Source organism: Streptomyces sp. NPDC053513, from assembly GCF_044544765.1.
GTDB classification, from domain to species: domain Bacteria; phylum Actinomycetota; class Actinomycetes; order Streptomycetales; family Streptomycetaceae; genus Streptomyces; species Streptomyces litmocidini.
On the sequence record NZ_JBITXP010000011.1, the window covers coordinates 159,296 to 178,364 of the forward strand.

Below are 19,069 nucleotides of genomic sequence, written 5' to 3' on the forward strand. Positions count from 1 at the left end.
TACAGTGGAGCCGTGCCCAGGATTCGAGCGGCCTCGGTGGCCGAGCACCGGACGATGCAGCGCGGCGCCCTCCTGGACGCCGCGCGTTCCCTGCTGTCCGAGGGGGGTACGGAGGCGCTGACCTTCCCCGCCCTCGCCGAGCGCACGGGCCTGGCCCGCTCGTCGGTCTACGAGTACTTCCGGTCCCGCGCCGCCGTCGTCGAAGAGCTCTGCGCCGTCGACTTCCCCGTCTGGGCCGCCGAGGTCGAGGCCGCCATGGCCGGTGCCGAGACGCCGCGCGGCAAGGTCGAGGCGTACGTCCGCACCCAGCTCGACCTCGTCGGGGACCGCCGCCACCGGGCCGTCGTCGCCATCTCGGCGAGCGAACTCGACGACGGCGCCCGCGAGAAGATCCGCGCGGCCCACGGCGGACTCGTCGCCATGATCGTCGAGGCCCTCGCCGCCCTGGGCCAGCCCCAGCCCCGCCTGGGCGCCATGCTCCTCCAGGGCGTCGTCGACGCCGCGGTCCGCCGCATCGAGCTCGGCGCGGCCGAAGACCCCACGGACATCGCCGAGGCGGCGGTCGCGATGGCCCTCCACGGTGTCGCCGGCCCCCAGGCCTGACCGATTCGATTCAATCGGCGGAGGGGGGCTCCCCCCCCCGCCCCCCCACCCCTCCCTCCCCCCCCGGTCCCCTCCCGTTCGTGGTCAGTTCCTGAGGGGAAGCAGGCGTGACGGGGGCCTCCTCGTCAGGAGGAGGGGGTTCAGGTACTCCTCGCCCCTGAGGAGGCCCCAGTGGAGGCAGGTCACCGGGCAGTGTGTGCTCTCCGCGACCCGGGCGATCGGTGTGCCCGGGGAGACCCGGCTGCCGGGCGGTACCAGGGGGGTCACCGGGGTGAAGGTCGTGCGCAGCGGGGGAGTGGCCGTGCCCGGGAGGGTGAGGGTGACGGCGCCGCGGCCGCCCACCGGGCCCGCGAAGGTGACCGTGCCCGCGGCCGGGGCGAGCACCGGGGCGCCCGGGGGCGCGGCGAGGTCGACGCCGCGGTGACCGGCGGCGTACGGGCCGGGCGGGGGCTGCCAGCCGCGGAGGATCTCCGGCGGGGGCGGGCCCACCGGCCACAGGAGCGTCAGGGCGAGGAACACGGTCGTCAGATGCATGGGGGAAGGCTCTCCCGGCGGTGCGGGCCGGGAGGGGCACGGGCGGTATCTGTGGATCGCTCGCCCGTTGTGGACAGCTCCGTCACCCGGTGCTCCCGGGGTCCCGTACACTTCCTATGGCGACTCGGGTCACCGGGTCGACTTCGCACGCCCCGCCACCTGTCCTCGCGGCGGGCGGCAGCGCCTTTCGGTCCTTCGTGGCACGGCGCGCCGGGGCGTCAGGAACATAACCGAGAAACCCAAGGAGATACGGCCATGGCCGTCGTCACGATGCGGGAGCTGCTGGAGAGCGGCGTCCACTTCGGTCACCAGACCCGTCGCTGGAACCCGAAGATGAAGCGCTTCATCTTCACCGAGCGCAACGGCATCTACATCATCGACCTGCTCCAGTCGCTGTCGTACATCGACCGCGCCTACGAGTTCGTCAAGGAGACCGTCGCGCACGGCGGTTCCATCATGTTCGTCGGTACGAAGAAGCAGGCCCAGGAGGCCATCGCCGAGCAGGCGACGCGTGTCGGCATGCCGTACGTCAACCAGCGTTGGCTCGGTGGCATGCTCACCAACTTCTCCACCGTCTACAAGCGTCTGCAGCGCCTCAAGGAGCTCGAGCAGATCGACTTCGAGGACGTCGCCGCCTCGGGTCTCACCAAGAAGGAGCTCCTGGTCCTCTCCCGCGAGAAGGCCAAGCTGGAGAAGACCCTCGGTGGTATCCGCGAGATGCAGAAGGTGCCGAGCGCCGTCTGGATCGTCGACACCAAGAAGGAGCACATCGCCGTCGGTGAGGCGCGCAAGCTCCACATCCCGGTCGTCGCGATCCTCGACACCAACTGCGACCCCGACGAGGTCGACTACAAGATCCCGGGCAACGACGACGCGATCCGCTCCGTCACCCTGCTCACCCGCGTGATCGCCGACGCCGTCGCCGAGGGCCTCATCGCCCGCTCCGGCGCCGCGACCGGCGACTCGAAGCCGGGCGAGAAGGCCCAGGGCGAGCCGCTCGCCGAGTGGGAGCGCGACCTGCTCGAGGGTGAGAAGAAGGCCGACGAGGCCGTCGAGGCCCCCGCCGCCGAGGCCGCCCCGGCCGAGGCCGCCGCCGAGGCTCCGGCCGCGGACGCCGAGCAGGCCTGACCCTCCAGGACCTTCGGGTGACGACGGCGGGGGCCCACGAAGCCCCCGCCGTCCACCCGTGGACCCGCCCGATCTTTCAGACTTCGAGAGAGAAACAGACTCATGGCGAACTACACCGCCGCTGACGTCAAGAAGCTCCGCGAGCTCACCGGCGCCGGCATGATGGACTGCAAGAAGGCCCTGGACGAGGCCGACGGCAACGTCGACAAGGCCGTCGAGGCGCTCCGTATCAAGGGTCAGAAGGGCGTCGCCAAGCGCGAGGGCCGCTCTGCCGAGAACGGCGCCGTGGTCTCCCTCATCGCCGACGACAACACCTCCGGCGTCCTCGTCGAGCTGAAGTGCGAGACGGACTTCGTCGCCAAGGGTGACAAGTTCCAGGCCGTCGCCGCCCAGCTGGCCGAGCACGTCGCCGCCACCAAGCCGGCCGACATCGAGGCGCTGCTCGCCTCCGAGATCGAGCCCGGCAAGACCGTGCAGGCGTTCGTCGACGAGGCCAACGCCAACCTCGGCGAGAAGATCGTCCTGGACCGCTTCGCGCAGTACGCCGACGGCTTCGTCTACGCGTACATGCACCGCACGATGCCGGACCTCCCGCCGCAGATCGGTGTCCTCGTCGAGTTCGACAAGGCCGACGCCGACGTCGCCAAGGGTGTCGCCCAGCACATCGCCGCCTTCGCGCCGAAGTACCTCACCAAGGAGGACATCCCGGCCGAGGTCATCGAGTCCGAGCGCCGCATCGCCGAGGAGACCACCCGCGCCGAGGGCAAGCCCGAGGCCGCGATCGCCAAGATCGTCGAGGGTCGCGTCAACGGCTTCTTCAAGGACGCCACGCTGCTCGGCCAGCCGTACGCCCTGGACAACAAGAAGTCCGTCCAGAAGGTCCTGGACGAGGCCGGTGTCACCCTGAAGCGCTTCACCCGCATCAAGGTCGGCATCTGAGTCCGTACGCGAACAGCGACGGACACCGGACCCCGGTAGGGTCTGAAGCAGTCGGCCGCGCACGCGCAGGACGACCGCAGATCTGACGAGGAGGCCATTGCCGTACGGGATACCGAGAGGACCCAAGGCAATGGCCTCCTTCGTATGTGCACGAGGAGATCTCCATGAACCAGGGCGCCGTACAGGGCGACGACACCAACGGCAAAAAGGCCGGCCGCTACATGCTGAAGCTGTCCGGAGAGGCCTTCTCCGGCGGCACCGGCCTCGGGGTCGACCCGGACGTCGTGCACGCCATCGCGCGTGAGATCGCCGCCGTCGTCCGCGACGGCGCGGAGATCGCGATCGTGATCGGCGGCGGCAACTTCTTCCGCGGCGCCGAGCTCCAGCAGCGCGGCATGGACCGGGCCCGCTCCGACTACATGGGCATGCTCGGCACGGTGATGAACTGCCTCGCCCTCCAGGACTTCCTGGAGAAGGAGGGCATCGACTCCCGCGTCCAGACCGCCATCACCATGGGCCAGGTCGCCGAGCCGTACATCCCGCTGCGCGCCGTGCGCCACCTGGAGAAGGGCCGCGTGGTCATCTTCGGTGCGGGCATGGGCATGCCGTACTTCTCCACGGACACCACCGCCGCCCAGCGCGCCCTGGAGATCGACGCCGAGGCCCTCCTCATGGGCAAGAACGGCGTGGACGGCGTCTACGACTCCGACCCGAAGAGCAACCCCGACGCGGTCAAGTTCGACGCCCTCGAGTACGGCGAGGTGCTCTCCCGCGACCTCAAGGTCGCCGACGCCACCGCCATCACCCTGTGCCGGGACAACAACCTCCCGATCCTCGTCTTCGAACTGCTCGCCGAGGGCAATATCGCTCGCGCGGTGAAGGGTGAGAAGATCGGCACGCTCGTGAGCGACCAGGGCACCCGGGCCTGACCCGAACCGGGGAACCGCCCCGCAAGGGGATGGACAGAGCCCTGCCGGTCGTACACCGTGCAGGACACAACGCGACGACACGCAGGAGCAAGTGGTGATCGAAGAGACCCTCCTCGAGGCCGAGGAGAAGATGGAGAAGGCCGTCGTGGTCGCCAAGGAGGACTTCGCCGCGATCCGCACCGGCCGTGCGCACCCGGCGATGTTCAACAAGATCGTGGCCGACTACTACGGTGCCATCACCCCCATCAACCAGCTGGCGTCCTTCTCCGTCCCGGAGCCGCGCATGGCCGTGGTGACGCCGTTCGACAAGAGCGCGCTGCGCAACATCGAGCAGGCGATCCGGGACTCGGACCTCGGGGTCAACCCGAGCAACGACGGCAACATCATCCGGGTGGTGTTCCCCGAGCTGACCGAGGAGCGCCGCCGGGAGTACATCAAGGTCGCCAAGGGCAAGGCCGAGGACTCGAAGATCTCGATCCGCTCGGTCCGCCGCAAGGCCAAGGAGACCATCGACAAGCTCGTCAAGGACGGCGAGGTCGGCGAGGACGAGGGCCGCCGCGCCGAGAAGGAGCTCGACGACACCACCGCGAAGTACGTCGCGCAGGTGGACGAGCTGCTCAAGCACAAGGAAGCCGAGCTGCTCGAGGTCTGATGAACGACTCTTCCTGGGGGGCCCCGGCCGGTTCCGGCGGTGGGGGACCCTACCAGGGGCCTGCCCCGGCGGGTCCCGCATACGATCGGCATCAGGCGGCGCAGACTCGGCCCATGCCCATCGTGCCCGACGTTCCCGCCGGCGGATTCCAGGACGGTCACGGCCGGGGGGCCGCTCGCCCGAGCGGTCCCCTGTTCCGTGACGAGACGCCGCACGAGCACCCGCAGGAGCCCATGTCCAGCCCCACCCCGCCTCCGCCGGCGCCGCGGCAGAAGAAGAGCGCGGGCCGCGACCTGGGCGCGGCCATAGGCGTCGGGGTCGGACTCGGTGCCGTCATCATCGCGTCGCTGTTCATCTGGAAGCCGGCGTTCGTCGGCGTGATAGCGGTCGCCGTGGTCGTCGGCCTGTGGGAGCTGACCTCCCGCCTCCAGGAGCGCAAGGCGATCAAGGCTCCGCTGGTCCCGCTCGCGGTCGGCGGCGCGGCGATGGTCGTCGCCGGCTACGTCCGGGGCCCCGAGGGCGCCTGGGTGGCGATGGCCCTGACGGCGCTGGCGGTGCTCGTCTGGCGGATGACGGAGCCGCCCGAGGGGTATCTGAAGGACGTCACGGCGGGGGTCTTCGCCGCGTTCTACGTGCCGTTCCTGGCGACCTTCGTGGCGCTGCTGCTGACCGCGGACGACGGGCCGCAGCGGGTGCTGACCTTCCTGATCCTGACGGTGGTCAGCGACACCGGGGCGTACGCGATCGGCTGGCGCTTCGGCAAGCACAAGCTGGCCCCGCGGATCAGCCCCGGCAAGACCCGGGAGGGCCTGGTCGGCGCGGTGACGTTCGCGATGGCGGCGGGCGCGCTGTGCATGGAGTTCATGATCGACGAGGGTGCCTGGTGGCAGGGTCTGGTCCTCGGCCTGGCGGTGGCGGCGAGCGCGACGCTCGGCGACCTCGGCGAGTCCATGATCAAGCGGGACCTGGGCATCAAGGACATGGGCACGCTGCTGCCGGGCCACGGCGGCATCATGGACCGGCTGGACTCGCTGCTGCCGACGGCGCCGGTGGTGTGGCTGCTGCTGGCGTTGTTCGTCGGTACGGGCTGAGCAGGGGTTTCGTACGGAGGGGCTCGTTGTCCACAGGGCGGCGGGCCCTTCCTCTTATCTCTGCGACACTGGTATCACCATGCCGAAGCCCGGAGAACTCACTTTCGTCGCCCCCCGCGGAGCCAAGAAGCCGCCGCGGCACCTGGCCGACCTCTCGCCCGCCGAGCGGAAGGAGGCCGTCGCCGCGATCGGCGAGAAGCCCTTCCGCGCCAAGCAGCTGTCCACGCACTACTTCGCGCGATACGCGCACGACCCCGCCGAGTGGACCGACATCCCGGCCGCCTCGCGGGAGAAGCTGGCCGGGGAGCTGCTGCCCGACCTGATGTCCGTGGTGCGGCACATCTCGTGCGACGACGACACCACCCGCAAGACGCTGTGGCGGCTGCACGACGGCACGCTCGTGGAGTCGGTGCTCATGCGCTACCCGGACCGGGTGACCATGTGCATCTCCTCGCAGGCCGGCTGCGGCATGAACTGTCCGTTCTGCGCGACCGGGCAGGCGGGGCTCGACCGGAACCTGTCGACCGCCGAGATCGTGCACCAGATCGTGGACGGGATGCGGGCCCTGCGGGACGGGGAGGTGCCCGGGGGACCGGCGCGGCTGTCCAACATCGTGTTCATGGGCATGGGTGAGCCGCTCGCCAACTACAAGCGGGTCGTCGGCGCCATCCGGCGGCTCACCGACCCCGAGCCGGACGGGCTGGGGCTCTCGCAGCGCGGCATCACCGTCTCCACCGTCGGTCTCGTGCCCGCGATGCTGCGCTTCGCCGACGAGGGCTTCAAGTGCCGGCTCGCGGTGTCGCTGCACGCGCCCGACGACGAGCTGCGGGACACGCTGGTACCGGTGAACACGCGCTGGAAGGTCCGGGAGGTCCTCGACGCGGCCTGGGAGTACGCGGAGAAGTCGGGGCGCCGGATCTCCATCGAGTACGCCCTCATCCGGGACATCAACGACCAGGCCTGGCGTGGCGACCTGCTGGGCCGGCTGCTCAAGGGCAAGCGGGTGCACGTCAACCTGATCCCGCTGAACCCGACGCCCGGGTCCAAGTGGACGGCGTCCCGTCCCGAGGACGAGAAGGCCTTCGTGGAGGCGATCGCCCGCCACGGCGTGCCGGTGACCGTGCGGGACACCCGCGGTCAGGAGATCGACGGCGCCTGTGGACAGCTCGCGGCCGCCGAGCGCTGACCTTGTAGTCTGAGCTCGAACACATCTGCATATTCCGACAGGGGAGCGCCACAGCGCTGAGAGTGCGGTAACCGTAGACCGCAGACCCTCTGAACCTCGCCCAGGTCATTCTGGGTAGGGAGTTCGGTCGTAACTCGAGCTGTTGCGCCCTGCCCGCGTCCCCCGGACGCGGGCGGGGCCGCGTCTCTTCCTGGTCACACCCAGGAGGAATCTCAGTGAGCATCAAGAAGGCCGCTGCCGTCGCGATCGTCGTGGCGCTCGGCGTCACCGGTCTGGCCGCGTGCGGCGGCGAGGACACCCCGGCGGCGGGCAGGAGCGGCACGCCCGCGCCCAAGACCGTCACCCTCGTGAGCCACGACTCGTTCAACGCCTCCAAGGAGGTGCTGGCGGACTTCACCAAGCGGACCGGCTTCACCGTCAAGGTGCTGAAGAGCGGCGACGCCGGTGAGGCCGTCAACAAGGAGATCCTGACGAAGGGCTCCCCGCAGGGCGACGTCTTCTTCGGCGTCGACAACACGCTGCTGTCCCGCGCCCTCGACAACGGGATCTTCGTCCCGTACGAGGCGAAGGGACTGGACCGCGTCCCGGCCGCGTACCAGCTCGACAAGGAGCACCGGGTCACCCCGATCGACTCCGGCGACATCTGCGTCAACTACGACAAGAAGTACTTCGCGGACAAGAAGCTGGCGCCGCCGGTCACCTTCGACGACCTCGCGAAGCCGGCGTACAAGGACCTGCTGGTGGTGGAGAACCCCGAGCGATCCTCCCCGGGTCTCGGTTTCCTCCTCGGCACGGCCGCGAAGTACGGCGACGACGGCTGGCAGGACTACTGGAAGAAGCTCAGGGCGAACGGCGTGAAGACCGTCGACAGCTGGGAGCTCGCCTACAACCAGGAGTTCTCCGGTTCGGCCGGAGGCAAGCAGGCCAAGGGCGACCGGCCGCTGGTCGTGTCGTACGCCTCCAGCCCGCCGGTCGAGGTGCTGTACGGCGAGCCGCAGCCGAAGGTGGCGCCCACCGGCGTCTCCACGGGCACCTGCTTCCGGCAGACCGAGTTCGCGGGCCTGCTGAACGGCGCGAAGAACCCCGAGGGCGGCAAGGCGCTGATCGACTTCCTGATCTCCAAGGAGTTCCAGGAGGACATGCCGCTGCAGATGTTCGTCAACCCGGTGGCGAAGGACGCGGCCCTGCCGGAGCTGTTCACCAAGCACGGCGTGGTGATCGAGAAGCCGGAGACCATGGCGCCCGAGAAGATCGCAGAGAAGCGTGACCCGTGGATCCAGCAGTGGTCGTCGCTCGTCCTGAAGTGACCCGCGACCTCCGGGGGAGCGCGACGCGGCTGGGGCTGATGGCCCTGCCCGTCGCGTTCTTCGGGGTCTTCTTCGCCTGGCCCGTCGTGTCCATCGTGGACCGGGGGCTCCGCCCGGACGGCGCCTGGCGGTTCGGCCGGATCGGCGAGACGCTGACCCGGCCGGACATCCTCGACGTGCTCGGCTTCACCGTCTGGCAGGCGCTCGCCTCCACCGGCCTCACCCTGCTGGTGGCGCTGCCCGGGGCGTACGTCTTCGCCCGCTTCGACTTCCCCGGCAAGAGCGTGCTGCGGGCCGTCGTCACGGTGCCGTTCGTGCTGCCGACCGTCCTCGTCGGCACGGCGTTCCTGGCGCTCGTCGGCCGGGGCGGGCTCACCGACGAGCTGTGGGGGGTGCGGCTCGACACCAGCGTGTGGGCGATCCTCCTCGCGCACGTCTTCTTCAACTACGCGGTCGTCGTCCGGACCGTCGGCGGTCTCTGGTCGCAGCTCGACCCGCGCCAGGAGGAGGCCGCCCGGGTCCTCGGCGCCTCGCGCTGGACGGCCTGGCGGACGGTGACGCTGCCCGCGCTCGTGCCGGCGGTGGCGGCGGCGGCCCTGATGGTCTTCCTCTTCACCTTCACCTCCTTCGGCGTCGTGCAGATCCTCGGCGGGGAGGCGTACTCCACGCTGGAGTCCGAGATCTACCGGCAGACCGCCCGGCTGCTCGACCTGCCGACGGCGGCCGTGCTCACGCTCGTCCAGTTCGTGGCGGTCGGCGCGATCCTGGGCGTGCACGCCCGGACGGTACGGCGGCGGGAGACCGCCCTGCGGCTCGTGGCGCCGGAGCGGACCGCGCGGCGGCCGCGCGGCGCAGGGCAGTGGGTGCTGCTCGTGGGTGTGCTGCTCTCCGTGGGGCTGCTGATCCTGCTGCCGCTCGGTGTGCTCGTGGAGCGTTCCTTCGCCGGGCCGCACGGGTACGGGCTCGGCTACTACCGGGCGCTCGGCTCGCTCGACGAGTCCGGGACCTTCCTCGTGCCGCCGTTGGAGGCGATCGGTAACTCGCTGCGGTACGCGGTGGCCGCCACCGCCATCGCGGTGCTGGTCGGCGGGCTCGCGGCGGCGGCCCTGACCCGGCGTGCGGGGCGGCTCGTGCGGGGCTTCGACGCGCTGCTGATGCTGCCGCTCGGGGTGTCCGCCGTCACCGTCGGCTTCGGCTTCCTCATCACCCTCGACGAACCGCCGCTGGACCTGCGGGCCAGCTGGATCCTCGTGCCGCTCGCCCAGGCCCTGGTCGGCGTGCCCTTCGTCGTACGGACGATGCTGCCGGTCCTGCGGGCGGTGGACGAGCGGCTGCGGGAGGCGGCGGCCGTGCTCGGCGCCTCGCCGTGGCGGGCCTGGCGGGAGGTGGACCTGCCGATGGTGCGGCGGGCGCTGCTCGTCGCGGCCGGGTTCGCGTTCGCGGTGTCGCTCGGCGAGTTCGGGGCGACCGTGTTCATCGCCCGGCCCGACAGCCCGACGCTGCCGGTGGCGGTGGCCCGGCTGCTCGGCCGGCCCGGTGAGCTCAACTACGGCCAGGCGATGGCCCTCTCGACGATTCTGATGGTGGTGTGCGCGGTGTCCCTGCTGCTGCTCGAACGGCTCCGCACCGACCGGACCTCCGGGGAGTTCTGATGCTGTCGATCGAGGAAGCGACCGTACGGTTCGGGGAGCGGGCCGTGCTCGACGCCGTGGACCTGGACGTCGCCGAGCACGAGATCGTGTGCGTGCTCGGCCCGAGCGGCAGCGGCAAGTCCACGCTGCTGCGGGCCGTCGCCGGGCTCCAGTCGCTCGACGGCGGCCGGGTGCTGCTCGGCGGCGCCGATCAGGCCGGGGTGCCGGTGCACCGGCGGGGCGTCGGCCTGATGTTCCAGGACCACCAGCTCTTCCCGCAGCGGGACGTCGGCGGCAACGTCGCCTTCGGCCTCCGCATGCGGGGCGCCGGGAAGGCCGAACGGGCGGAGCGCGTGCGGGAGCTGCTCGACCTCGTCGGCCTCCCCGGCGCCGAGCGGCGGTCCGTCGCCGCGCTGTCCGGCGGCGAGCAGCAGCGGGTGGCGCTCGCCCGCGCGCTCGCGCCCCGCCCCCGGCTCCTGATGCTCGACGAACCGCTCGGCCAGCTCGACCGGGGCCTGCGGGAGCGGCTCGTCGTGGAGCTGCGGCAGCTCTTCGGGCGGCTCGGGACGACGGTCCTCGCCGTCACCCACGACCAGGGCGAGGCCTTCGCGCTCGCCGACCGGCTCGTGGTCATGCGGGACGGGCGGATTGCCCAGTCGGGCCCGCCGGCCGAGGTGTGGCGGCGGCCCGCGTCGGAGTTCGTGGCACGGTTCCTGGGCTTCGACAACGTGGTGGCGGCGCGGGTGACGGGTGCCGTCGCGCAGACGGTGTGGGGGAAGGTCCCGGTCCCGGACGGCTCGCCGGAGGGCGAGCGGCGGCTCCTCGTCCGCCCGGGCGGGGTGCGGCTCGTGGAGGACGGGCCCGGCTGGACGGTGGAGTCCCGGACCTTCCGGGGCAGCCAGGTCGTCGTACGGCTCCGCCCGGTCGAGGGGCCCGCCCTGGAGGCCGAGGTTCCGCTCCGGGAGGCGCCGGAGGAGGGGGCCGCGGTGGGCGTGGAGTTCCGGGTGGAGGACGTGGTGGTGCTGGGGGACGGGGTTCCGTAGCGCGGGGCGATGAGTTTCCCCGGTCGGGGGAGTCTCCTGTGCGTGCGGCGTCCCACCGTCGTCGCACTGTCGACCACGCGGGAGGAACAGCCATGGGCCAGTTGCTCAGGGTGCAGAACTTCATGGTCTCGTCCGACGGATTCGGTACGGGGGAGGGCCAGAGCCTTGAACGGCCTTTCGGGCACGCGGATCCCGCGGCCATGTTCTCGTGGGCGGGGGCCACGGCGAGCTGGCCGAACCGCACCGACCCCGGGGGCAGCCGGGGCCTCGACGACTATCTGACGCGGGACTTCCACCGGAACATCGGGGCCGAGATCATGGGCCGCAACAAGTTCGGGCCCCAGCGCGGGCCCTGGGAGAACGAGGAGTGGAAGGGCTGGTGGGGCGACGAGCCGCCCTTCCACACGCCGGTGTTCGTGCTGACCCACCACCCGCGTCCGTCGTTCACGCTCTCCGACACCACGTTCCACTTCGTCGACGCGGACCCGGCGACGGCGCTCGCGCGGGCGAAGGAGGCGGCCCAGGGGAAGGACGTCCGCCTCGGTGGCGGGGCCACCACCATCCGGGAGTTCCTCGACGCGGACCTCGTCGACACCCTGCACGTCGCGGTGTCGCCGGTGAAGCTCGGGGCGGGGGTGAAGCTCTGGGACTCGCCCGAGGAGCTGCTCGACCGCTTCCACTGTGATGTCGTGCCCAGCCCGAGCGGGAAGGTCACGCACCACCTGTACTGGCGGAAGTGACACCCCACCGGACCGTCGCCCTTGCCCGTGCGGGGCCCGCGTCCACCGGACCGGCGCCCCCGCCCGTGCGCGCCCGCGCCCTGTGGGGCGGCTCTCCCGCCCACCCCCCCCGTGTGGGCAATCGTCCCGCTGGGGCGGGACGGGTGGGCACACGGGACGGCGCCCTCCAGCGGCGCCTCCGCGTCCCGCGCCTGGACCCGCACCACCAGCGAGCTGTGCACGGGGTGCGGGTCCAGGCACAGCAGCCTCGGGCGCCGGCAGGGCGCGGGTCCGTTGTGCCCACCCGTTCCGCCCCAGCGGAACGATTGCCCACAACGGGGTGGGCGCCCGCGACGGGGGCGCGGGGGTGGGCACCGCACCGGTGGGACGACTGCCCGCAACGGGGGGCGTCGCCCGGTGGGTGTGGGGGCGTGAGGAGTGGTGGGGGACGGTTACTTGCCGAGGCGTTCCAGGGCCTCCGGGGCCTCGTCGATCGAGTCGACCAGAGCGATCCGGGCCGCCATCGGGCGGTCTGCGGCGAGGGCCTCCAGGAGGGGCCAGGCGGGGAGGCGGGTGGTCCAGTGGGCGCGGTTCACCAGGACCATCGGGGTCGGGGCGCCCCGGGACCCGTAGTAGTTCGGGGTCGCGTTGTCGAAGATCTCCTGGACCGTGCCCGCCGAGCCCGGCAGGAAGACGATGCCCGCCGTCGAGCGGGCCAGGAGGCCGTCCTCACGGGTGGCGTTGGCGAAGTACTTGGCGATGTGGCCGGCGAAGGGGTTCGGCGGCTCGTGGCCGTAGAACCAGGTGGGGATGCCGACCGAGTCCCCGCCGCCCGGCCACCGGGCCCGGACCGCGAAGGCCGCGCGGGCCCAGTCCGTCACCGACGGGGTGAAGGACGGGGCCCGGGCGAGCAGGTCGAGCGCCGAGGCGAAGGCCGCGTCGTCGAAGGGGGCGAGGTACGCGCCGAGGTTCGCGGCCTCCATCGCGCCCGGTCCGCCGCCGGTCGCCACGGTCAGCCCGGCGCGGGCCAGGGTCCTGCCGAGCCGGGCCGCGCCCGCGTACGCCTCCGTGCCCCGGCCCATCGCGTGTCCGCCCATGACGCCGACGACCCCGGCCCCGTCGAGGAGTTCGTCGAGGGCGTCGGAGACGGCGTCGTCGTGCAGGGAGCGGAGCATGGAGGAGAGGATGTCGCCGTCGGCCCTGGTCCGGCCGAACCAGGCGTACGCGAGGAAGTCGGGCGTCGCCTCGTACCCGGTCTCGGCGATCCCCTCGAAGAGTTCCTCGGGCGTGTAGAGCCGTGCCCGGTAGGGGTCGAAGGGCAGCTCGGGGACGGGCGGGAAGACGAGGGCCCCGTCGGCGCGGACCTTGGCGGCGGCCTCCGGCTCCATGGGGCAGCCGAGGAAGACGGCGTCGGCGGTGACGGCGGCGAGCAGGGCGAAGGTCCGGTCGGTGAGGTCGACGGACTGGATCCGCAGGCCGGCGAGCGAGCCGGACCGGGCGAGCGCCGCGTCGAACTCGGCCAGGGTGTGGACCTCGTGTCCGTGCCCGCGCGGTCCGGGGGGCGGGCGGTGTGCCGGGGGGAGCGTCGCCATGGGCCCACGATAGGGGCCGCCGCGGCGGGCGGCCCCTCGCGCGGGCGGTTCAGCCCGTCAGCGGCAGCGCCGCCAGTTCCGCGACCGCCCAGGTCAGGGGGAGGAAGACGGCGAGCAGGGCGGCGGCGCGCAGCAGGGCCGCCGTGCGGAGGACGGTGGGCGGGGCGCCGATGCGCAGGAGCGCCTCGGTGGTGTGGGCGCGGCCCTGCCGGGACTCCAGCGCGGCGGTCAGGAGGGTGGCGGTGGTGCAGGCCAGGATCAGGGCCGCGCCGAGGCCGGTGAGCGGGCCGAAGGCCTCGGGGTCCCCGTCCGACGCGTACAGTCGCGACGCCGCGAGGAGGCCCGAGAGCACCGCGCTGACCACCCCGAGCGGCCGGCCGATGCGGCGGGACTCGTCCATCAGGACGCGGCCGGCGAGCAGCCGGGTGGCGCCCGGCCGGACGGCCTGGAGGAGCCGGCCGCAGCCGTGTGCGAGGCCCGGCCCGGCCAGGGCGAGGCCCACGGCGGTGAGGACCCAGCCGGCGAGGACGCCCGCCGGGTTGCCGTCGAAGTCGCCCGGCAGCGGGAGGCCGTTCCCGGAGCCGCTCCGGCTCGCGTACGTCTCGGTCGCGAGGCCGACCGCGACCAGGGCGACCCCCCAGGGCAGGCCGGACGGCATCGTCTTCTCGACGCCCTCCGGCGCGGCGGGCGCGGTGCGGGGGCGCAGCGCCAGGCCGGCGGCCGTGGCGGCGGCGACCGGCAGGACGGCGAGCAGGGTGAGGGCGGCCGCGAGGGGGACCGGCTGGTCGGCGGCGAGGAGCCCGGCGGCCGCCCCGTCGAAGGGCAGGCCGGTGATGTCGCCGCGCAGGTGCAGGTAGAACAGGAGCGCGACCGTGGAGCCGAGGGTGCAGGCGACGGCCGTCGAGGCGGCGGCGATCGCGGTGAGCCGGGCGGGGCCGAGTCCGACGGCGGAGAGCCCGGGGCGCGGCCGGGTGCTGGGGTCGGTACGGGCGACGGCGACGGCGAACTGGACGGTGGCGGCGAGCGGCAGGGCGCACCAGAGCAGCCGCAGCACCGAGGCCGAGGACTGCTCGGGGTGCCCGACGGCGTATCCGAGGGTGCAGAGCAGGAGGAAGCCCACCCCCGCGGCCGCGGCGGCGACGAGGAGCCGGCGCGTCAGGACGAGGGGGTGGGTCCCGCGGGCTAGACGGAGAGCGAGCACGCGGCGACGCCCTCCGCCCCTGACGCCGGGGGTACGGCGGCGACTCTCCGCCCGTCGAGGAGGGTGACGGTGCGGTCGGCGAGTGCCGCGACCTCGCCGTCGTGGGTGGCGAGGAGCACGGTGATGTCGTGCGAGCGGGCCGCGGCCGTGAGGGTGCGCAGGACCTGCGCGCCGTCGGCCCGGTGCAGGGTGGCGGTCGGTTCGTCGGCGAAGAGGACCGACGGGGTGGTGACCAGGGCGCGGGCGATCGCGATGCGCTGGCGCTGGGACTGGGTGAGGGCGTGCGGCCGTTTGCGGGCGCAGCCGCCGATGTCGAGGCGTTCCAGCCATTCCAGGGCGGCGGTCTTCGCGGCCCGGTGGGAGGTGCCGCGGAGCAGCAGCGGCAGGGCGGTGTTCTCCCAGCCGGTGAGTTCGGGGACGAGGCCGGGTTCGGGGTCGATCCAGCCGAAGCGGTCGCGCCGGAGCCGTTCGCGCTGGGCGGGGCCCAGGGTGTGCACGGGGGCGCTGTTGAACCAGACCTCGCCCTGCTGGGCGACGAGCTGGCCGGAGAGGCAGCGCAGGAGGGTGGTCTTGCCGCTGCCGCGGGGGCCGACGACGGCGAGGATCTCGCCTTCGCGGACGCCGAGGGAGACGCCGCTGAGCGCGTCCGAACCGCCCAGGGCGCAGTGCAGGGAACGCGCCCAGAGCACGTCGTTGTCCGGTGGGGCCATCGCGTACACCTCGATGTCGGATCCGATACTCGCTCAGGGCCTGTCTCACGGATCAGGCCCTACCCCCGTCCGGGGGAACGAAGGGACGGGCCTGTCGGTCACTCGGCACCGTAAGGATCCATATCCGGTTGTACGGACAGCACACGGCCCGGGCCGCCGCCATCCACTCGGATGGCGGCACGCCCGGGCCGTGGGGGTCACGCCGTGAGGGCGGCGTGATGCTCTGGGGGACCGCCGTGGTTCGGTCCTCGCAGCTCCGTGTTTACAGCTTGGTCCACGCCTCGGTGAGCACGTTGCGCAGGATTCCCTCGATCTCGTCGAAGGTGCCCTGGTCGGCGATCAGCGGCGGGGCCAGCTGGATGACCGGGTCGCCACGGTCGTCGGCACGGCAGTACAGGCCGGCGTCGTACAGCGCCTTGGAGAGGAAGCCGTACAGGACGCGCTCCACCTCCTCGTCGTTGAAGGACTCCTTGGTGGCCTTGTCCTTGACGAGCTCGATGCCGTAGAAGAAGCCGTTGCCGCGGACGTCGCCGACGATCGGCAGGTCGTGCAGCTTCGACAGCGTCGAGAAGAAGGCGCCCTCGTTGTCCAGCACGTGCTGGTTGAGGCCTTCCTTGTCGAAGATGTCGAGGTTCGCCAGGGCCACGGCCGAGGAGACCGGGTGGCCGCCGAAGGTGTAGCCGTGCAGGAAGGTGTTGTCGCCCTTGTAGAACGGCTCCGCGATGCGGTCCGAGACGATGCAGGCGCCGATCGGGGAGTAGCCCGAGGTCATGCCCTTGGCGCAGGTGATCATGTCCGGCACGTAGCCGAACTTGTCACAGGCGAACATCGTGCCGAGGCGGCCGAAGGCGCAGATCGTCTCGTCGGAGACGAGCAGCACGTCGTACTGGTCGCAGATCTCGCGGACGCGCTGGAAGTAGCCGGGCGGCGGCGGGAAGCAGCCACCGGCGTTCTGCACCGGCTCCAGGAAGACGGCCGCGACGGTGTCGGGGCCCTCGAAGAGGATCTGCTGCTCGATCTGGTCGGCGGCCCAGCGGCCGAAGGCCTCGGGGTCGTCGCCGTGGATCGGGGCGCGGTAGAGGTTGGTGTTCGGCACCTTGTGCGCGCCGGGGACCAGCGGCTCGAAGGGGGCCTTGAGGGCCGGGAGGCCGGTGATGGACAGGGCGCCCTGCGGGGTGCCGTGGTAGGCGACCGCACGCGAGATGACCTTGTACTTGGTGTGCTTGCCCTGCAGCTTGAAGTACTGCTTGGCGAGCTTCCACGCGGTCTCGACGGCCTCGCCGCCACCGGTGGTGAAGAAGACCTTGTTGAGGTCGCCCGGGGCGTAGCCGGCCAGGCGCTCGGCGAGCTCGACGGCCTTGGGGTGCGCGTACGACCACACGGGGAAGAACGCGAGCTCCTGGGCCTGCTTGTACGCGACCTCGGCCAGCTCCTGGCGGCCGTGTCCGGCGTTGACCACGAAGAGACCCGCGAGACCGTCGAGGTAGCGCTTGCCCTTGTCGTCGAAGATGTAGGTGCCCTCACCGCGGACGATGGTCGGGACGGGGTTGTTCTCGTACGACGACATGCGGGTGAAGTGCATCCACAGGTGGTCGTAGGCGGTCTTGGAGAGGTCCTGGGTCACGGTTATCGAGTTCCCCACATATAGGTCTGCTTCTTGAGCTTGAGGTAGACGAAGCTCTCGGTGGAGCGAACGCCGGGGAGGGTGCGGATGCGCTTGTTGATCACATCCAGCAGGTGATCGTCGTCCTCACAGACGATCTCCACCATGAGGTCGAAGGAGCCCGCGGTCATCACCACGTACTCGCACTCGGCCATGGCCGTCAGTGCCTCCGCGACCGGATCCAGGTCACCCTCGACGTTGATGCCGACCATCGCCTGCCGTCGGAAACCCACGGTGAGGGGGTCGGTGACGGCGACGATCTGCATGACGCCCTGGTCGAGCAGCTTCTGGACGCGCTGCCGCACGGCCGCTTCGGAGAGGCCGACGGCCTTTCCGATGGCGGCGTAGGGGCGACGGCCGTCCTCCTGGAGCTGCTTGATGATCGCCAGGGAGACGGCGTCGATCGTCGGGGACGAACCGGTTCCGGTTCTGGGGTCTGTGCTTCGACTGGCCACGACTTCACTGTGCACCGAGATTGTCAGTCGTGCAAGCCCAGACTGATGAAATTCGTTGTGAAGCGCTCTGGATCTTACTGAATCCGAAGTTGAGGAGGGTCGGGGCTGTTGAAAGCGTCAGTGAACCGATTAGGCTGGGGTGTCTCGCCCATCGGGACACCGCACGAAGGTGTGCGAAGACAGAACGTGACAGGAGGGGTGGCAAGTGACCACCGAGCTGCGCCGGCTGCGTAACTACATCAACGGGGAGTTCCGCGACGCGGCCGACGGCCGCACCATCGACGTGGTCAACCCGGCCACCGGTGAGGTGTACGCCACCTCCCCGCTTTCGGGACAGGCCGACGTCGACGCCGCCATGGAGGCCGCCGCGACCGCCTTCCCCGCCTGGCGTGACAGCACGCCGTCCGAGCGCCAGAAGGTGCTCCTCAAGATCGCGGACGCCTTCGAGGAGCGCGCCGAGGACCTCATCGCCGCCGAGGTGCTGAACACCGGCAAGCCGACCGCCCTCGTCGCCAGCGAGGAGATCCCGCCGATGGTGGACCAGATCCGCTTCTTCGCCGGTGCCGCCCGGCTGCTGGAGGGCAAGTCCGCCGGCGAGTACATGGAGGGCATGACCTCCATCATCCGCCGCGAGCCGGTCGGCGTCTGCGCGCAGGTCGCGCCGTGGAACTACCCGATGATGATGGCCGTGTGGAAGTTCGCCCCGGCGCTCGCCGCGGGCAACACCGTCGTCCTCAAGCCCTCGGACACGACCCCCGCGTCGACCGTCCTGATGGCCGAGATCATCGGCCAGATCGTCCCCAAGGGCGTCTTCAACGTCGTCTGCGGCGACCGCGAGACGGGCAAGGCCATGGTCGAGCACCCGACCCCGGCGATGGCCTCCATCACCGGCTCGGTCCGCGCCGGCATGCAGGTCGCGGAGTCGGCGGCCAAGGACGTCAAGCGCGTCCACCTGGAGCTGGGCGGCAAGGCCCCGGTCGTCGTCTTCGAGGACACCGACATCGAGAAGGCCGTCGAGGACATCTCGGTCGCCGGCTTCTTCAACGCCGGCCAGGACTGTACGGCCGCGACCCGTGTCCTCGTGCACGAGTCCATCCACGACGAGTTCGTCGCCGCCCTCGCCAAGGCCGCCGCCGAGACGAAGACGGGTCAGCCGGACGACGAGGACGTGCTGTACGGCCCGCTCAACAACGCCAACCAGCTGAAGCAGGTCGCCGGCTTCATCGACCGCCTCCCGGCGCACGCCAAGGTCGAGGCCGGCGGTCACCGCGTCGGCGACAAGGGCTACTTCTACGCCCCGACCGTCGTCTCCGGCCTCAAGCAGGACGACGAGATCGTGCAGAACGAGGTCTTCGGCCCGGTCATCACCGTCCAGTCCTTCACGGACGAGGCCCAGGCCCTGGAGTTCGCGAACGGCGTCGAGTACGCCCTCGCCTCCTCCGTCTGGACCAAGGACCACGCGCGCGCGATGCGCATGTCCAAGGCCCTCGACTTCGGCTGCGTGTGGATCAACACCCACATCCCGCTCGTCGCCGAGATGCCCCACGGCGGCTACAAGAAGTCCGGTTACGGCAAGGACCTCTCCGCCTACGGCTTCGAGGACTACACCCGCATCAAGCACGTCATGACCTCCCTGGGCTGATCCGCCCCGGACCCCCGCGCGGCCCCGACACCTTGATCGACAGG

The 19,069-nt window shown here is 71.4% G+C and carries 18 protein-coding genes and 1 riboswitch; of the genes, 12 read left to right on the forward strand and 6 right to left on the reverse strand.

Annotated features, from left to right (window positions below; all coding sequences use genetic code 11):
* Positions 1 to 36: 36 nt before the first annotated feature.
* Complete coding sequence (locus ACIGW4_RS21105; protein ID WP_359589286.1) at positions 37 to 603, forward strand: helix-turn-helix domain-containing protein; 567 nt, start codon at positions 37 to 39, stop codon at positions 601 to 603.
* 84 nt (positions 604 to 687) lie between these two features.
* On the opposite strand, the gene ACIGW4_RS21110 is transcribed toward ACIGW4_RS21105, so the two are convergent.
* Positions 688 to 1,137, reverse strand: a complete 450-nt coding sequence (locus ACIGW4_RS21110; protein WP_399582238.1) for a murein hydrolase activator EnvC family protein — start codon at positions 1,135 to 1,137, stop codon at positions 688 to 690.
* Positions 1,138 to 1,392: 255 nt separating this feature from the next.
* Here ACIGW4_RS21110 and rpsB point away from each other — a divergent pair, with 255 nt between their 5' ends.
* The 10 genes from rpsB to ACIGW4_RS21160 all read left to right on the forward strand — a co-directional run bounded on the left by rpsB (position 1,393) and on the right by ACIGW4_RS21160 (position 11,783).
* Positions 1,393 to 2,265, forward strand: a complete 873-nt coding sequence (rpsB, locus tag ACIGW4_RS21115) for a 30S ribosomal protein S2 (protein ID WP_123455621.1) — start codon at positions 1,393 to 1,395, stop codon at positions 2,263 to 2,265.
* A 102-nt stretch (positions 2,266 to 2,367) separates the two neighbouring features.
* A complete protein-coding gene (tsf, locus tag ACIGW4_RS21120) occupies positions 2,368 to 3,204 on the forward strand; it encodes a translation elongation factor Ts (RefSeq protein WP_123455622.1) in 837 nt (278 codons plus the stop codon).
* A gap of 164 nt (positions 3,205 to 3,368) precedes the next feature.
* Entirely contained in the window at positions 3,369 to 4,133 is a 765-nt protein-coding gene (pyrH, locus tag ACIGW4_RS21125) for a UMP kinase (RefSeq protein WP_123457513.1), read from the forward strand.
* Positions 4,134 to 4,227: 94 nt separating this feature from the next.
* Positions 4,228 to 4,785 (forward strand): ribosome recycling factor, encoded by a 558-nt coding sequence (frr, locus tag ACIGW4_RS21130; RefSeq protein WP_026057589.1) that lies wholly within the window; start codon positions 4,228 to 4,230, stop codon positions 4,783 to 4,785.
* A complete protein-coding gene (locus ACIGW4_RS21135; RefSeq protein ID WP_123455623.1) occupies positions 4,785 to 5,876 on the forward strand; it encodes a phosphatidate cytidylyltransferase in 1,092 nt (363 codons plus the stop codon). Before frr ends, ACIGW4_RS21135 begins: the two co-directional genes overlap by 1 nt.
* Positions 5,877 to 5,955: 79 nt before the next feature.
* Positions 5,956 to 7,062, forward strand: coding sequence for a 23S rRNA (adenine(2503)-C(2))-methyltransferase RlmN (gene rlmN / locus ACIGW4_RS21140; RefSeq protein ID WP_123455624.1), 1,107 nt, complete (start codon positions 5,956 to 5,958; stop codon positions 7,060 to 7,062).
* A 29-nt stretch (positions 7,063 to 7,091) separates the two neighbouring features.
* Positions 7,092 to 7,201: riboswitch (TPP riboswitch) on the forward strand.
* Positions 7,202 to 7,277: 76 nt separating this feature from the next.
* The gene (locus ACIGW4_RS21145; RefSeq protein WP_399582244.1) at positions 7,278 to 8,369 is read left to right on the forward strand and encodes a thiamine ABC transporter substrate binding subunit; all 1,092 of its coding nucleotides are present in this window, start codon (positions 7,278 to 7,280) and stop codon (positions 8,367 to 8,369) included.
* A 38-nt stretch (positions 8,370 to 8,407) separates the two neighbouring features.
* A complete protein-coding gene (locus tag ACIGW4_RS21150) occupies positions 8,408 to 10,021 on the forward strand; it encodes an ABC transporter permease (RefSeq protein ID WP_399582318.1) in 1,614 nt (537 codons plus the stop codon).
* On the forward strand, positions 10,021 to 11,043 hold the full coding sequence (locus ACIGW4_RS21155; RefSeq protein WP_398707709.1) for an ABC transporter ATP-binding protein: 1,023 nt from the start codon (positions 10,021 to 10,023) through the stop codon (positions 11,041 to 11,043). The genes ACIGW4_RS21150 and ACIGW4_RS21155 overlap by 1 nt, the downstream gene beginning before the upstream one ends.
* Before the next feature lie 92 nt (positions 11,044 to 11,135).
* Positions 11,136 to 11,783, forward strand: coding sequence for a dihydrofolate reductase family protein (locus ACIGW4_RS21160; RefSeq protein ID WP_399582247.1), 648 nt, complete (start codon positions 11,136 to 11,138; stop codon positions 11,781 to 11,783).
* A 431-nt stretch (positions 11,784 to 12,214) separates the two neighbouring features.
* Here ACIGW4_RS21160 and ACIGW4_RS21165 read toward each other — a convergent pair whose 3' ends face one another.
* From ACIGW4_RS21165 to ACIGW4_RS21185, 5 genes are all read right to left on the reverse strand, one after another.
* A complete protein-coding gene (locus tag ACIGW4_RS21165) occupies positions 12,215 to 13,354 on the reverse strand; it encodes an LOG family protein (protein WP_399582249.1) in 1,140 nt (379 codons plus the stop codon).
* Positions 13,355 to 13,403: 49 nt separating this feature from the next.
* Positions 13,404 to 14,555 carry a hypothetical protein gene (locus ACIGW4_RS21170; protein WP_123455629.1) on the reverse strand — a complete coding sequence of 384 codons (1,152 nt, stop codon included), beginning with the start codon at positions 14,553 to 14,555 and terminating at the stop codon, positions 13,404 to 13,406.
* Positions 14,537 to 15,265, reverse strand: a complete 729-nt coding sequence (locus ACIGW4_RS21175; RefSeq protein WP_398713317.1) for an ABC transporter ATP-binding protein — start codon at positions 15,263 to 15,265, stop codon at positions 14,537 to 14,539. The genes ACIGW4_RS21170 and ACIGW4_RS21175 overlap by 19 nt, the downstream gene beginning before the upstream one ends.
* A gap of 262 nt (positions 15,266 to 15,527) precedes the next feature.
* Positions 15,528 to 16,907, reverse strand: coding sequence for an aspartate aminotransferase family protein (locus tag ACIGW4_RS21180; protein ID WP_185094644.1), 1,380 nt, complete (start codon positions 16,905 to 16,907; stop codon positions 15,528 to 15,530).
* Positions 16,892 to 17,383, reverse strand: coding sequence for an Lrp/AsnC family transcriptional regulator (locus tag ACIGW4_RS21185; RefSeq protein ID WP_030690618.1), 492 nt, complete (start codon positions 17,381 to 17,383; stop codon positions 16,892 to 16,894). Before ACIGW4_RS21185 ends, ACIGW4_RS21180 begins: the two co-directional genes overlap by 16 nt.
* A gap of 205 nt (positions 17,384 to 17,588) precedes the next feature.
* Between ACIGW4_RS21185 and ACIGW4_RS21190 the strand changes: the two genes are divergently transcribed.
* Positions 17,589 to 19,025 (forward strand): gamma-aminobutyraldehyde dehydrogenase, encoded by a 1,437-nt coding sequence (locus ACIGW4_RS21190; protein ID WP_123455632.1) that lies wholly within the window; start codon positions 17,589 to 17,591, stop codon positions 19,023 to 19,025.
* Positions 19,026 to 19,069: the final 44 nt, after the last annotated feature.

What these genes read in the sequence shown, in the direction of transcription:
- rpsB (WP_123455621.1), top strand. Translation starts at nt 1,393, where the DNA reads ATGGCCGTCGTCACGATGCGGGAGCTGCTGGAGAGCGGCGTCCACTTC.
- ACIGW4_RS21175 (WP_398713317.1), bottom strand. Translation starts at nt 15,265, where the DNA reads ATGGCCCCACCGGACAACGACGTGCTCTGGGCGCGTTCCCTGCACTGC.
- rlmN (WP_123455624.1), top strand. Translation starts at nt 5,956, where the DNA reads ATGCCGAAGCCCGGAGAACTCACTTTCGTCGCCCCCCGCGGAGCCAAG.
- pyrH (WP_123457513.1), top strand. Translation starts at nt 3,369, where the DNA reads ATGAACCAGGGCGCCGTACAGGGCGACGACACCAACGGCAAAAAGGCC.
- ACIGW4_RS21160 (WP_399582247.1), top strand. Translation starts at nt 11,136, where the DNA reads ATGGGCCAGTTGCTCAGGGTGCAGAACTTCATGGTCTCGTCCGACGGA.
- ACIGW4_RS21165 (WP_399582249.1), bottom strand. Translation starts at nt 13,354, where the DNA reads ATGGCGACGCTCCCCCCGGCACACCGCCCGCCCCCCGGACCGCGCGGG.
- ACIGW4_RS21150 (WP_399582318.1), top strand. Translation starts at nt 8,408, where the DNA reads ATGGCCCTGCCCGTCGCGTTCTTCGGGGTCTTCTTCGCCTGGCCCGTC.
- ACIGW4_RS21110 (WP_399582238.1), bottom strand. Translation starts at nt 1,137, where the DNA reads ATGCATCTGACGACCGTGTTCCTCGCCCTGACGCTCCTGTGGCCGGTG.
- ACIGW4_RS21155 (WP_398707709.1), top strand. Translation starts at nt 10,021, where the DNA reads ATGCTGTCGATCGAGGAAGCGACCGTACGGTTCGGGGAGCGGGCCGTG.
- tsf (WP_123455622.1), top strand. Translation starts at nt 2,368, where the DNA reads ATGGCGAACTACACCGCCGCTGACGTCAAGAAGCTCCGCGAGCTCACC.
- ACIGW4_RS21135 (WP_123455623.1), top strand. Translation starts at nt 4,785, where the DNA reads ATGAACGACTCTTCCTGGGGGGCCCCGGCCGGTTCCGGCGGTGGGGGA.